The 14,123-nt window shown below is 57.2% G+C and carries 9 protein-coding genes; all 9 read right to left on the bottom strand.

The window, feature by feature from the left end:
* Positions 1 to 105 precede the first annotated feature (105 nt).
* On the bottom strand, positions 106 to 1,587 hold the full coding sequence (locus G497_RS0110465) for a sigma-54-dependent transcriptional regulator (protein WP_027188107.1): 1,482 nt from the start codon (positions 1,585 to 1,587) through the stop codon (positions 106 to 108).
* Positions 1,588 to 1,630: 43 nt separating this feature from the next.
* Complete coding sequence (locus G497_RS17740) at positions 1,631 to 3,394, bottom strand: two-component system sensor histidine kinase NtrB (protein ID WP_051258042.1); 1,764 nt, start codon at positions 3,392 to 3,394, stop codon at positions 1,631 to 1,633.
* Entirely contained in the window at positions 3,391 to 5,007 is a 1,617-nt protein-coding gene (locus G497_RS0110455; RefSeq protein ID WP_027188106.1) for a hypothetical protein, read from the bottom strand. Before G497_RS0110455 ends, G497_RS17740 begins: the two co-directional genes overlap by 4 nt.
* A 94-nt stretch (positions 5,008 to 5,101) precedes the next feature.
* Complete coding sequence (locus G497_RS0110450; protein ID WP_034637535.1) at positions 5,102 to 6,028, bottom strand: NAD-dependent epimerase/dehydratase family protein; 927 nt, start codon at positions 6,026 to 6,028, stop codon at positions 5,102 to 5,104.
* Positions 6,029 to 6,270: 242 nt separating this feature from the next.
* Positions 6,271 to 7,515 (bottom strand): efflux RND transporter periplasmic adaptor subunit, encoded by a 1,245-nt coding sequence (locus G497_RS17735; RefSeq protein ID WP_051258041.1) that lies wholly within the window; start codon positions 7,513 to 7,515, stop codon positions 6,271 to 6,273.
* 241 nt (positions 7,516 to 7,756) lie between these two features.
* Positions 7,757 to 9,412: a ribonuclease J gene (locus G497_RS0110440; protein WP_027188104.1), complete on the bottom strand. Its 1,656-nt coding sequence runs from the start codon at positions 9,410 to 9,412 to the stop codon at positions 7,757 to 7,759.
* A 486-nt stretch (positions 9,413 to 9,898) separates the two neighbouring features.
* Positions 9,899 to 11,065: a glycosyltransferase family 92 protein gene (locus G497_RS19255; protein WP_051258040.1), complete on the bottom strand. Its 1,167-nt coding sequence runs from the start codon at positions 11,063 to 11,065 to the stop codon at positions 9,899 to 9,901.
* Positions 11,066 to 12,002: 937 nt separating this feature from the next.
* Positions 12,003 to 12,458, bottom strand: a complete 456-nt coding sequence (locus tag G497_RS17725; protein WP_034637539.1) for a cupin domain-containing protein — start codon at positions 12,456 to 12,458, stop codon at positions 12,003 to 12,005.
* Between the two features lie 77 nt (positions 12,459 to 12,535).
* A complete protein-coding gene (rfbG, locus tag G497_RS0110405) occupies positions 12,536 to 13,666 on the bottom strand; it encodes a CDP-glucose 4,6-dehydratase (RefSeq protein ID WP_027188102.1) in 1,131 nt (376 codons plus the stop codon).
* Between the last annotated feature and the right edge of the window lie 457 nt (positions 13,667 to 14,123).

The raw sequence follows: 14,123 nt of genomic DNA, 5'->3' as shown, positions 1-14,123 counted from the left end.
GGGAATGCACTTCCCGGTATCCGCTTGTTTTATGCCCGCTTCTGCCAGCGTATGGCTTGTTATTGATGCCGTTGGCAAAAGCAGTGGCTGAACTGCTTTTTTCTTCTACCTTCTGATAAGCCCATATTTTTTCAGCTTGTATTGCAGCGTGCGGCGGCTAATGCCCAGGCTGTCCGCTGTTTTTTCCCTGTGCCCCTGGTAATATTCCAGGGCATGGAGCAGGGTTTCGCGTTCTGCCTGTTCCAGCAACGACCCTGCGCCCAGTGCTTCCGCTATTGCAAGCTCCGGGGGATATGGCCCGGCTTGCGGGGTGCCCGCAGGCACAGTGGCCTGGGGCTGCGCCGTGCCTTGGGTCTGCACAGCAGGAGCCGCAGCAGGAACCGCAGCAGAAGGCTGGCTTGCAAGGGGGGCCGCCAGTACATGTGGGGGCAAGGAATCTGGGTGCAGCACGTCGGAACGGCTCAAAATAAGGGCGCGCTCCAGCACGTTTTCCAGCTCCCGCACGTTGCCGGGCCAAGTGTAGCGGCACAGGGCCGCCAAGAAATTCTGGCTGATTCCCCGAATGTTCTTGCGGTTTTTTTCCGCAAGCTGCCCCAAAAGGTGGTGGGCCAGGCGCGGAATGTCGTCCAGGCGTTGACGTAATGGCGGGGAAACCACTTCCAGTACGTTGAGGCGAAAGTATAAATCTTCCCGAAATTCCCCGGCTGCCACGGCCTGACGCAAATTGCGGTTGGTTGCGGCAAGAATGCGCACATCCACCGGAATGGTACGTACAGAGCCGAGTGGCTCCACCTTTCTGTCTTGCAGTACCCGCAACAGTTTTGCCTGCAAATCCATGGGGATTTCACCAATCTCATCCAGGAACAGGGTGCCCCCGGCAGCAAGCTGGAAGCGCCCTGGCTTGTCGCGCACGGCCCCTGTAAAAGCCCCTTTTTCATACCCGAACAGTTCACTTTCCAAAAGCTGGGCAGGCAGGGCCGCGCAGTTCACTTTAACCAGCGCGTTTTTGCTGCGTGAACTGGCTTTGTGCAGGGCTTCGGCAATAAGTTCCTTACCCGTGCCGGATTCCCCGCAAATAAGCACTGTGGCCTCACTGGGGCCAGCCTGCTGAATAAAGGTATGCAACCGGGCAATGGCAGCGCTGCTGCCCACAATGCTTTTTTCCACCTCTTGCCCTGCCACCTTGGCCAAAAGCCGCTCATTTTCCTGGGCAAGCTGGCTGAAGGAAAAGGCCCGGTTCAGGGTAAGGGCCAGTTCGTCGTTGTCTGCCGGTTTTGTCAGGTAATCAAATGCCCCGTTTTTCATGGCTTCCACAGCCGCCCCAACGGTGCCGTAGGCCGTTAGCATAACCACAGGCGTTTCCGCACGTATGCCATGCAAGGCGTGCAGGGTAGCCTGCCCGTCCATGCCGGGCATTTTCATGTCCACCAGCACCACATGGAATGTTTGCGGGGCAGCGGTGAACAGGCTCACGCCTTCTTCGCCGGAACCAGCTTCGCTTACCTGCCAGCCGTCGTCTTCCATCACCGCACGCACCATCAGTCGGTGGCCTGGTTCATCATCTATGATGAGCAAGTGCTTGTTCATGCGGTGGGTCCTTCGGTGTTATGAGGTAAAATACAGCGTTTCCCTACAGAAAACACTGGTTTTCGCCATCCTGCGTGGGGCTGGGCGTTGCGCTCTTATCCTGCTGCGCAGCACTGGCCCCCATTCCGGCATGGGGGAACAGCAGGCGCACTGTGGTGCCCTGGCCCGGAGCCGAGGTAATATGCGCTTCCCCGCCGTGGCGGTGCATGGTGCCCTGCACCAGGGCAAGGCCAAGGCCTGTGCCGCGTTCCTTGGCCGTAAAAAATGGCTCAAAGGCCTGTCGCAAATGTTCTTCCGGCATACCTTTGCCGTTGTCGCGCACTTCCAACCACACCCCTGCCGCTTCTGTGCCGGAAGCAATGGTTATGCATGGGGCTGCCTCCTGTTGCGGGGGCATGGCGTCCAGGCTGTTCAGCAGCAGGTTGAGCAGGCTTTGTTTAATGGCATCGGCATCGGCCCAGGCTGTTTCCTGCGCCAGCTCACGTGTAAAGGTAACGCCTTTTTTGCCTGCGTCAAACCCCAGCAGGGCTTCCATGTCGTCCACCAGGGCAGGCAAGAACACGGTGGTGGGTTCCACCGATTTGGGCCGGGCCAGAAACAACAAATCGGTAATCACCCGGTTCAGGCGGTCAGCTTCCTGCATCATGGTGCGGGCGTAAGTGGCGTCCGGTTCCTTGCCCCCAAATTTTTTCACAAAATACTGGGCAAAGCCGCGCAAGGCACTTAAGGGGTTGCGCACTTCATGGGCCACCCCTGCCGCAAGGGTGCCAATGGCGGCCAGCTTTTCCGCCGCAGCAAGGCTGTGTTCAAGCCGTTCAAGCTGTGTTCTGTCGCGTATAATCATCATGTAATCACCCTCTGCTCCTGCTTCCAGGGGCAGGGTACGCACTTCCAGTTGAGCATTGGGGGTGCGCACCTTTTGCCAGCAGGCGGGGCACTGGAAGGTGGCGCGGTCCAGCACACAGCCAGCCACCGGGTCTGGCAGGGCTGTTATGGGCTTGCCCAGCAACTCGCCCGAAGTGCATTCCAAAATAGCAAGGGCCGCAGGGTTCACAGAACAGATAACCGTTTCCCCTTGGCGGGTTTCAAGGGTAATAAGGCCGTCGGGCAGGTTGTCCAGCAAGGTGGCCTGAAAATCTTCCAGCTTGGCCGCTTTGGTGGCCTGTTCCCTGCGGGAAAGAAAACTAACGGTAAGCCCCCAAATAAACAGGGCAGCCCCCAACAGGTACAACGCCTGGAACAAGGCATTGCGGCGGAACCCTTTATACGCTTCCAAATGCTTTTCCAGGTCAATGCCCACCACCAGGAAAATGGGCACGTTTTCCCCATTGGCAAAGCCCAGGTGGCGCATGCGGGAAGGGGCAAGGCGCCGGGCAGAAACATAGGTCAGGGTGCCGTCAATTTCCAGCCTGCCATGCCATGCACCTTGCTCAAACAAGGTTTCTGTCATGGACGTAGGCAAGGTAATTTCGCCCCCTGTATGCTGCGAAGTGGTAAGAAGCTTGCCCCCCCCAGGGGTAAGAATACCCACAAACAAAACGCTGCCATCCTCTTCCATGTCGCTGAAAAATTCTGCCGTGTGGCTGGAAAGGCGGTCGGCCCCATCGCGCATGGGGGTGCGGCGCAAAGAACTTTCCACCGCCAGCAACACGGCGCGGGTACTTAAGCGCAGGTGTTCTTCTTCCGCCTCACGCAGGTGGGTTATGGCCTGCCACGTGGACGCCAGCAAAGAAATGCCAATAATGGCCAGGGCCAGTATGGCAATAATCAGGGTGCTGCGTTCCGCTGTGGAGTTTATGCGTTTCATGGGCGGGTGGGGGCTGGCCCAAGGGCCAGCAGTGCCTTAATGCTTTGTGGGGTGGGTTCAGTAAACAGCAGGGCAGTAAAGGCAGCTTTGGCGGCGGCATATTCATGGCTGTGCTGGAAGGTGCGCAGCTCCGCCAGGGCAGGGGCCACGGCCTCCGGCGTTTCCACCGTGGCCCACAGTTTGCCTTCCCCAAAGTTTGGCAGGTAATTCAGGCCCATGTCGGCATCTTCCCCCGGCGTGCGGGCTGCCAGCACCGGGCAGCCAAGGCTTACCGCCTCCGCCAGTGCGCCGGAACCTGCCCCAATAACGCCACTGGCCCCGGCCAGCGCTTCTGCCAAAGGAGTAGTGACCAAGGAGGGCGCAGGGGGCAACAGCCCAGCATAATCTGCCGCTTTGGTGGCAGGGTGGAATTTGTACGCTACCTTGCCAGGGCTGGCAGCCAGGGGGCGCACCAGTTCCAGCACGCGGCGGGTTTCTTCCGGGTGGTAAGAAAGCAAGGCAAGCAATGGTTTTTCATCGTCTGTTTCAGCAGTTGCCCTTGCTGCGCCTTCCTTGGCAGGCACAGCCAGGGGCATGAACAAGTGGCGGTAGCGCAGGGCCGGGCCCACAACATAGTGTTGGCAAGAACCTTCGGGCAGAAATTCCGGGCCTGTCACCGCCACCACGTCCGGGGCAAGGCCCAGGGCCGCTTCTGTGTCGTCGGCATGGTTATTGAGCAGGGCCGCAGGCCATGTAAACAACTGTGCGCCAATAACAATGGTACGCGGTCCGTGCTGCTGGGCGCTGCGCAGCCCATACAGAAAGGCTTTATTCAGGGTTTGGTTTTCATACCAGGAAAGCACCTTGGGGGCCGTTGCCTGATTTTTACCCACACGGGCCAGCAAGCCACCCAGGCGAAAAGCCGCCAGCCTGTAAGCTTCCCCCACCAGCACGCACTGGCCCGCGCTGGCAATAAGGGCGTCATGAATGGCCTGCTCCGGGGTGCCAGGGGGGGAGTTGCGCAAGGAACGGATAAGGCCGCACAAGGCAAAGGGGTATACACACAGGTGCCACACCAGGGCGGCAAAGTCGCGCAGGCGCAGCAAGTGCACTTCCGTAAGGCCTGCCCCGCTTTGGGAAAGCACGGCCAGCGCCTGCCACAGCACGCGGGGGCTTCTGGAACCGTACAAACGGAATAGCCGCACAGGGGTGTACCCTGCGGCGTGGGCCGCTTCCCACACGCCCGTCAAATACATTTCCTGGTAGCGCTTTTCCCTGGCAATTTGCGGGAGCAAGGCAAAAGTGTCTATAACCAGCAAGAGGCGCTGTGCACCATGTTTTTTTAGTAATGCCTTGGGCATGGCCCAGCCCAAAAGGCCCACCCACACCTTGGCCGCCAGCAAAAAGAGCAGGTGCCCAAGGTTGGTGGCAGCATAGCGCAACCACAGCCGTGTCCAGGCCGTGGCATTCATGGGGGGCAGCACGCTGCCTTCCACAAAGCGGCGCACCACGTTGCCGTAGTTGGGCGCCTTGGAAAGGGTGGGGCAACATACAAGGTGCGGGTTACGAAACGCCGTGCCGTTAATACGGCTGTATGCCTGGAAGAGTTCGCGTAGTTTGCCTGTTGGTTGCATTGGGAATCCTTAGGGAAACGCTGATTTATTCTGTTTGACGGCGTTACTGCACGTTTCTTGAATACCATTTAATCAGGGGCTTCTCGGGAATTCCTTATTGCGCGCAGTACCACTGGTACATACGCTGCAATCCTTCGCGCAGGGTTACGGAAGGCTCATAGGCCAGATATTTTGCCGCAGCGGAAATGTCGGCAAAAATACCGTGAATATCCCCTGCTGTGCAGCCGGAATATTCCACGGTAACAGGCTTGGAGGAAAGGGAGCACAGCGCGTCCACCAGGTCGCCCACCTGCATACGCCCGCTGCCCCCCACGTTTATTACGTGGCCGCCAGACTGTGGCCGGGTAAGGCAAGCCAGAAACGCGGTGACCACGTCGTCAATATACACAAAATCGCGGTAGCGGTTGGGGCTGCCTTTTACATGAACGTGGCCGTCGTTGTGCATCATGGCCATAAAAATGCTTACCATGCCCTGGCGCAGGTTGGTCATGTTCTGGCCGGGGCCATACACGTTAAACAGGCGCAACGCGGTGGAAGAAATGCCATACTGCTCATACAGGCGCAGGTAATGCTCGCTGGCAAGTTTACCCACCCCATAGAAGGACATGGGAAAAGTGGAGGCTTCTTCTGTAATAGCCTCATTGGGCTGCACACCGTACACGCTCATGGTGCTGGCATACACAAAGCGCTTGCAGCCAGTTTTCAGGGCGAACTGCAACAGGTGCAGGGTGGATTCCGTGTTGGTGCGCAGGTCGTAGGTGGGGTCGTCAAAACTGATTTCCCCGCTACTTTGCCCGGCAATGTGGAAAATGGCATCGTAATGCACCGCAGGGATGAGGGTGCCATACACGGCAGCGTCATGGCAGTGCCCTTCATGAAAGTCCACCCCGGCAGGAACATTTTCCCGGAACCCGGTGGTCAAATTATCCAGCCCCACAACGTCATTCCCCGCAGCCAGTAATGCTTTTGCCACTGCTGCCCCAATAAACCCGGCAACGCCAGTAACAAGATACCGTGCCATAGCTATCTCCTGCTTGTTTGTTTGTATGAATTGAGGCCTGAGTTATGTGCATGTATTCTTTGGGGAGGCTCTGTCTCCTTCCCATCTTCAAAAAAACACCCATTATAGGGCATTAGGGAAACGCTCAGTTTTTGTGTTTGGCTAGGCGCGAGTGTTTTGTAACAGGGGGGTGGGCTCTTTGGCCCTGCCCCCTGTTACAAAACAGGAAGCAACGCCGCCAAACGCAAAAAATGGGTGTTTCCCTAGAATAATACCTTGGCGTCTTCCCGCAACCTGTCCACGCCATCTACCACCACAACATCCCCTGGCGCAAGCCCTTCCAGCACGATAGTTTCCGTGCTTGTGGCATAGCCTGTGCGTATTTTACGCGGGGTTACTGTGCCCGTGCTGCGGCGCGGCTGGGGGGGCTTTTGGGTGCCGTTACCCGCCTTTTCCATTTTGGCGGCAGGCGCTTGCTTTTCCGCTGGGGCAGCTTTTTCCCCAGCTTCCGGGGCAACAATATCGCCCACCCCAAACACGAAAAAGCCTTCGTTGTCGCGCTGCACTGCGGAAGAAGGAATAACCAGGGCGTTTTCTTGCGTGCGCACCAGCAGGCGCACGTTCACAAACTGGTTAGGGAACAGAATAGTACCCACATTGGCAAACGCGGCCTTGGCTTTTACAGTGCCTGTGGTGGGGTCTATCTGGTTATCCACTGAACTGAGGGTGCCTGTGGCCAAAAGAGTCTGGTTGCCCTGGCCCCAGGCTTCCACCGTAAGGGGGGCCTTATTGTGGGCAGCAAGCACTTCCGGCAGTTCACGCTCTACAATACTGAAGGTAACAAACATGGGGTCTGTCTGGGTAATTACCACAATGCCTGTGGCGTCTGCAGCGCGCACCATGTTGCCCACATCGGTTTTTTTCAGGCCAGCCCTGCCAGAAATGGGGGCCTTGATGCTGGTGTAGGAAAGCTGAAGTCTGGCGTCTGCAAGATTGGCCTCGTACACCTGCACATTGCCTCTATACTGCCCCACAAGCGCTTCTTGCCCCTGAAGCTGCTGGGTGGAAACAGAACCTTCCTTGATGAGTTTTTTGTAGCGCTCTAAATCCAGCTCTGCCCCGCGAAGTTGGGCCTGACTGGTGGCAAGGGCACCCTGCACCTGGGCCAGCTTCACCTCAAAAGGTTTGGGGTCTATTTGGGCCAGCATGTCCCCTTCCTGCACCAGTTGGCCTTCTTCAAAAAAGACTTTTTCCAGGGGGCCATCCACCCGGCTTCGCACCAGGGCGGTGTTGGCAGGCACCACGGTGCCAATGGCTTGCAGGTAAACAGGAATAACCTTGCTGACGGCTGTACCCACGCGCACAGGCTGGGGGCGTTCCTCCTGTTGCTGCGGGTTTGAGGTAGGACCGAACAGACGCCACGCCAGCCCCACGGCTACAATAGCGATGGAAAAAAGGAGGCCCCGTACCCAGGAAAAGCCAGAACCCTTGTTTGCAATATGCAGCATGAAAAAAGACCGCCGCTAGAATGGTGAAGGAAAAACGTTGTATATTACGGTGAAAACCACAGCCAGACAACCCCACTAGACTGCCTGGGAGAGACTCTTCAAAAAGCACGCAAAACGCCGTTTTGCACTGGTCTTACTGGAGCCAAGAGCCAAACGAGGCCCAAAAGGGCCTCGGGAACTGTTCCTTTGCGCAAGGGCCAGAAAGGGAACAGCATAGTGCTACTATACTAACGAAGGGTTGTTACACAGCCGTGACAACAGGAACAATAATGGGGTCCCTGTCCAGAATTTTACGGAAAAAGCGCCGTAAATCTATGCGAATGCGGTCGCACAGTTTATCCATTTCTCCTGCTGGGGTACCTTCAATGGCGTCCAGCACAAGGCATTTTGCGTCGTCCAGCACGTGGCTGAACTGTTGCTCAAACACAAACCCCTTGGAAAAAATCTGCGGGCCGTGCAAAATGCTCCAGGTGGCTTCATCCAGCACCATAACCACCACCACAAGGCCTTCCCCGCCCAGAATATGGCGTTCCTTCAGCACGGCCTGACCCACGTCCCCCACGCCCTTGCCGTCTACCATAACCTGGTGGGCAGGCACGCGCGGTTCGCGGTGGAAGCCGGAAGCGTTAATGGTAAAAGGCATGCCGTTTTCAATAATATGGGCATTGTCCGCGCTCACCCCGGTGGCAATGGCCAGGCGGCGGTGCTTTACCAGGTGGCGGTATTCACCATGCACAGGCACAAAATATTGGGGCCGCACGGCTTGCAACATGGCTTCCAGGTCTGGCTTGGGAGCATGGCCGGAAGCGTGTACAGGATAGTCCTTATCAAAATAAATGTCGGCCCCTACCCGGTAAATATTGTTCACCAGGGTGTTTACCGCCATAACGTTGCCAGGAATAACCCGCGAAGACATGATAACCACGTCCCCTGCGTGAATGGAAAGGCGGCGGTGCTGGCCGTTAACAATACGGGAAAGGGCGGAAAGGGGTTCGCCTTGCGAGCCAGTAACCAGCAGCACCTGCTCATAGTCGGGCATGGGGGGGGCCTGGGAATCGTCCAGGTACACTTTTTTGGCCAGGCGCAGCTTGCCAAGGCGAGAAGACATTTCAATGTTGTTCATCAGGCTTCTGCCGCTCACAATAACGCTGCGGCCTGTGGCGTCAGCACAGTCGAACACTTCCTGGATGCGCTGAATGTGGCTGGAAAACAGGGTAACAATAATGCGCCCTTCCGATTCAGCAAAAATGTGCTTCAACGCTTCCAGCACGTCGCGTTCGTTAATGGAACGGTTTTCCCGCTCAATGTTGGTGGAGTCGGAAAGCAGCAAGGTTGCCCCCTGCTTGCCCGCAAAGTTGCTGAACATTTCCAGGTCGGTGCCGGGGCCATCAAGCGGGTCCGGGTCAATTTTAAAGTCGCCAGTGTGTATAACGCGGCCAATGGGGGTTTCAATACCCAGGGCATAGCCTTCAATAATGGAGTGGCACACCGGGAAAAAGTGGAAGCGCATGTCCCCAAGGGGCAAAGGCTTGCCAGGGAATACTTCCACAAGGGGGCAGCGGTCTAAAAGGTTACGCTCGCGCAGCTTGTGTTCCACCAGGGCAAGGGTAAAGGACGAGCCGTAAATGGGCACGTTGGAAAGGTGGGGCACCAGCCAGGGCAAGGCACCAATGTGGTCTTCATGCCCGTGGGTAAGCACAATGCCTTTTATTTCATCTTTAAATTCAGTGGCATAAGCAAAGTGAGGAATAATAACGTCCACCCCAAGGTGGTAATCCGTAGGGAACATAAGGCCACAGTCCACAATAACCCTGGCGTTGGGGGTGGACCAAAGCATGCAGTTCATGCCGATTTGGCCAAAGCCGCCCAGCGGGGTAATGGTAAGGTGCCCGTTCATGTTCACGGGGCGTTGGTATTGCGGCTGCGGAGAAAGGCCAAATATACTGGTGTTCATTGCTGGTCCAAAGGTAAGAATAGTGAATATGCGCAACCAATAGCGTGTGCGCAATGGAAAGGAGTACATTAATTGTATGAGGCAGGACTACCCTGTTCCGCACTGCAACAGCAAAGAACAGGAAGCCGGGGAATCACATTCCCCAAAAAATTCAGTACATTCACGGGGCAGCATGCCGGGCGGCATAATAAATTTATGGTAATTTCCATAAGAAAATGCAAAGAGAAATTGCCCTGGCCTGTGTGCATAAAGTGCATGCCATGAAAGAGATAGAAATGGGGATTTAACAAATCCTCAAAGGGCAATTAAACGTATCGCACGTGAATATTCATACTATAGCCTGAAAGTGCAAAAGACACAACTGCCTCCTGCTTTGATTGCGGCCAAACAAAGGCAGGGGCAAAGCGCAGCGTAAAGTACCAGAAGTTACTACTGGGGCCTGCGTACAATCTGCAACGCATATTTGGCCCCTTCCCTGTCGCCTGCTTCTTGTTGCATCCGGGCAAGCAGCAGGTACACCTGCTTTGTAGCAGCCTTAGCAAGGCTTTGGTGCAGGCAAAACCGGGCCAGTGTGGCATTGCCCTGGTGCAGGGCCAGCTCTGCCCTGGCACTCCAAATAACACCCTGCTCTTCCTGATTGGCATGCAGGGTGGCATAACACAGGCACAGGCCCACGCAATGCGCTTCCTGCTGGGTAAGACTACCCTTGCAGAGCAGGGTAGAAGCCGCGGCAAGAAAGGCCGCTGTGTTTTGCGCCTGCAAGGCCAGTTGGCCCGCGGCAGCAGGCAACCCTTGCAGCGCTTCCTGCCCAGGGTTTGGCAATTTGCCTGTGGTAATAATGCGCTGCACAGCAGGGGCCATGGCTGCCAGGGTTGTATCTTGCCGGGTGGACTTTGCCAGGTGGGCCGTAAAGTCGTCCATTTTTCTATTAATATGGCAGGGGTTGCCCCGGTCTATTTTGCGCTGAAAGCACTGGGCTGCTTTGTAGTAGTAATGATGAATGGATGCGCGCTGCGTTTGCGGAATGCAAAGGGGAAACCCCGGCGGCACTGGGATGTGCTCCGGCGTAACAGAATGCAGCCCCGCCTTGGGGTGAAAGGCATGGGGGTTTGCGTAGGCATTCACCAGGGCAGGCTGCACAATGGTTTTGGTGTGTACGTCGTCGCCAAGGCAGGCCGTGTAATTGGCCAGCACAAGCCCCTGCGGGGTGGTGGTGTGCCCGGAAGAACCGAACATGCGCCAGTTTATAGCAACCCCGGCATACGGTTCAAACTCCGCAAGAAACAGACGCACGTCAGACGTTTCATTGAGGCGCAAAAATTCGTCCGCATCCAAAAAAGCAATCCATTTGAATTCATGCCCGTGCCGCTCCCAGCAATCCGTATACACGGCATCCTGGTTGCTTTCTGCCGCGTTGCGGTACACCGTAACTACCGGGTGGCTGGCCCATGGGCCAAGCAATTGCGTAATGGGCACAGCGCTGCAATTGTCGTAAATAAAAATATGCTCAAACCCCAAAAGGGTATGGTACGCTACCCATTCATGCAGGAACAGGTCTTCGTCTTTGGCTATGCAGCAGAGGGCGGCGTATTGCATTCTATACCTATTTAGCTTGGGCTTCGTGGAAATGGGCCAGGGCTTAGCCTTTTGTGTTTTGTTTTGGGCGTGCGACTTCCTTCCACTCGGGCTGCGTGGAGATGCTTCAGCGGCGTAGCCGCTTTCGCCCTCCGCCCTCGCTCGATTAGCTCCGCTCCTGCGGCGGGGTAGATGCGCCGCAAGCACAGCCGCCTGCGCCCCGCCTTGTCGCTCCACGGCTCGCTACGCTCGCGACTGCCGTCGGCCTTAGGGAAGCTTTTGGCGTAGGACTGTATTGTCAGCACTACGGCGAAGGGGCATTCCAAGCTCCTGCGAGCGAGTGGAGGCACCGTAGGTGCGACCTTCTTCCACTCGGGCTGCGTGGAGATGCTTCAGCGGCGTAGCCGCTTTCACCCTCCGCCCTCGCTCGATTAGCTCCGCTCCTGCGGCGGGGTAGATGCGCCGCAAGCACAGCCGCCTGCGCCCCGCCTTGTCGCTCCACGGCTCGCTACGCTCGCGACTGCCGTCGGCCTTAGGGAAGCTTTTGGCGTAGGACTGTATTGTCAGCACTACGGCGAAGGGATATTCCAAGCTCCTGCGAGCGAGTGGAGGCACCGTAGGTGCATCCATGCGCGAGCAGGGGGCTGTGCTTGGGCGGGGCGTTGGTGAAAAGATAGAATTTTTTGTGCAGGCAAGGCGGCGGCGGATTTTTCAAGCGGGCTGACCTCAAGGTCTGCCCCGAAGGAAAATTCGCCGCCAACGCAGGCTGCGCGAAAAAGGCTAGTTTTACCAACATACCACGCCCAAAACCAAACACAAAAGGGTACGCCGCCGGAGCATCTTCCCCGCCGCAGAAGCGAAGAAAATCGCACGCCCACAACCAAACACAAGCATAAAGCATAAAGCATAAAGCATGCAGCTTGCAACTTGCAGCTTGCCCTGGCTTGGTGGGCACGTATTATTCCCCGGTTTGGCAATCTCCCCAGTGGCACGGGGCCAAAGGCCCTGCCAAGGGCAGCTTTTCCGATTCAGTGGGGTCGTGGGGCAGGTCTGCCAAGTTTGCCACCAGGGCAACCCCTTCCCCATGCGCCCCAAAAGCGTACCACACCCCCGGCGGAATACGCAACAGCCGGTAATTCTCCGGCCTGCCCAGCACCACTTCTTCCCGCACACCTGCGGTGGGTGAAGAAGTGCGGGCGTCAAAGAGCACCACTTTCAGGCTGCCCACGGGCACGGCAAACAGTTGGGTTTGCATACTGTGGCGCTTCCAGCCCTTCACGGCCCCTGCTTCCACTTCCGAAAAGTACATTTCACCAAAGCCGGAAAACAAAGGAGAGCCTTGCCGCACCATGTGCAGCACCGGGCCGCCTTCCGTAGGAATTTCCCGCAGGGGCAAGGTAACGGCCCCATCTATTGCCGTGGGCTGCGGCGCAGGCGCTTGTGCAGGCTGCTGGCCATTTGCGGTGTGTGCAAAAGTACCGTGGGCCACAGTTATTCCTTGGCCCAGGCCAGCCCGGCCTTGTTTGCGGCAGCGGCATACGCACCAATTTGCCCAAGGGTAAAGGCAAACATGCGCTCTTCAAGGCCTTGTTCTGCTTCTGCCTTGGGGCCTTCCTTGTAAAATGCCCGGTACCATTCAGCCGTGTAGCGAATGGTTTCTGTAAAGGGCAACGTGGCGTGCCAGTGCAGGTGAGCCAAGGCTTTGTCGCAGCAAAGTTTCAGCAGGGTGCATTCTTTTTTGCCTTGCACGGCGTTTCTGTCCATTTCTGCGGCAAACCCGGCCCAGTGGGGGGCCAAGGCGTCTGCCACCTGGGCCACGGTGGCGTTCACATCCGCTGCCGGGCCAAAGTTAAAGGACTCCTGGTTCAGGGGCAGCGGCGTTTCTGCCTTGGTGGCCAGCAGCGCCCCAAGCCACAGGTAGCCGGAAAGGGGTTCCAGCACGTGCTGCCAGGGCCGGGTGGCTTGCGGGCTGCGAATAACCACAGGCTCCCCTGCGGCCCAGGCCCGGGCGCAGTCTGGCACAATGCGGTCCACGGCCCAGTCGCCCCCGCCAATAACGTTGCCTGCCCGCACGGTGGCCATGCTGGGGCCTTGCTTAAAAAAGGACTTGAAATAGGAATGGGCTATTATTTCCGCACAGGCCTTGGAAGCGCTGTAAGGGTCTTCCCCGCCCAGGTGATCGCGTTCACGGTAGCCCCACACCCATTCATCGTTGCGGTAGCATTTGTCGCTGGTAATGCACACCACGGCTTCCACGCCCGGTGTTTGGCGCACAGCTTCCAACAGGTGCAGGGTGCCCATGGCGTTGGTTTCAAAGGTGTAACCGGGGTCTTCATAGGAAGGCCGTACCAGGGCCTGGGCTGCCATGTGGAAAATAATATGCGGCTTGAATTCCTGCACGGCGCGCAAAATGGCGGCGCTGTCGCGGATGTCGGCCTGGGTGTGGTTTATTTTGCTTTGCAGGCCAAGGGAGGTGAAGGCGCTGGGGGTAGAGGGAATGTCTACAGCAAAGCCAGCCACTTTTGCCCCAAGGCTGAGCAGCCATGCGGTGAGCCAGGTGCCTTTGAACCCGGTGTGCCCGGTAATGAGCACGCGGCGATTTTTATACACATTTGCAAACATGGATAGCCTCTTGGGGTAATATATTTGGTATGAAGCTTCAGTCTTAGGGCAAGCTGCATGCTTTATGCTTGTGTTTTGATTTGGGCGCGTGACCTTCTTCCGCTTGGGCTTCGTTGAGATGCTTCAGCGGCGTAGCCGCTTTCGCCCTCCGCCCTCGCTCGATTAGCTCCGCTTCTGCGGCGTGGCCGCTTGCGCCCCGCCTTGTCGCTCCACAGCTCGCTAACGCTCGCGACTCCGTCGGTTTAAGGAAGGCTTTGGCGTAGGGCTGTATTGGCAATACTACGGCTTAAGGAAGCATTCCAAGCTCCTGCGAGCGAGTGGAGGCACCGTAGGTGCATCCATGCGTGAGTAGGGGGCTGTGTTTGGGCGGGGCGTTGGTGAAAAGATAGAATTTTTTGTGCAGGCAAGGCGGCGGCGGATTTTTCAAGCGGGCTGACCTCAAGGTCTGCCCCGAAGG

Origin of the sequence: Desulfovibrio cuneatus DSM 11391 (assembly GCF_000430005.1) — a bacterium.
GTDB lineage: Bacteria > Desulfobacterota > Desulfovibrionia > Desulfovibrionales > Desulfovibrionaceae > Frigididesulfovibrio > Frigididesulfovibrio cuneatus.
Note: the sequence above shows the minus strand (reverse complement) of the source record. Positions and strands in the feature narration are given on the sequence as shown.

What these genes read in the sequence shown, in the direction of transcription:
- G497_RS0110465 (WP_027188107.1), bottom strand. Translation starts at nt 1,587, where the DNA reads ATGAACAAGCACTTGCTCATCATAGATGATGAACCAGGCCACCGACTG.
- G497_RS17740 (WP_051258042.1), bottom strand. Translation starts at nt 3,394, where the DNA reads ATGAAACGCATAAACTCCACAGCGGAACGCAGCACCCTGATTATTGCC.
- G497_RS0110455 (WP_027188106.1), bottom strand. Translation starts at nt 5,007, where the DNA reads ATGCAACCAACAGGCAAACTACGCGAACTCTTCCAGGCATACAGCCGT.
- G497_RS0110440 (WP_027188104.1), bottom strand. Translation starts at nt 9,412, where the DNA reads ATGAACGGGCACCTTACCATTACCCCGCTGGGCGGCTTTGGCCAAATC.
- rfbG (WP_027188102.1), bottom strand. Translation starts at nt 13,666, where the DNA reads ATGTTTGCAAATGTGTATAAAAATCGCCGCGTGCTCATTACCGGGCAC.
- G497_RS0110450 (WP_034637535.1), bottom strand. Translation starts at nt 6,028, where the DNA reads ATGGCACGGTATCTTGTTACTGGCGTTGCCGGGTTTATTGGGGCAGCA.
- G497_RS19255 (WP_051258040.1), bottom strand. Translation starts at nt 11,065, where the DNA reads ATGCAATACGCCGCCCTCTGCTGCATAGCCAAAGACGAAGACCTGTTC.
- G497_RS17735 (WP_051258041.1), bottom strand. Translation starts at nt 7,515, where the DNA reads ATGCTGCATATTGCAAACAAGGGTTCTGGCTTTTCCTGGGTACGGGGC.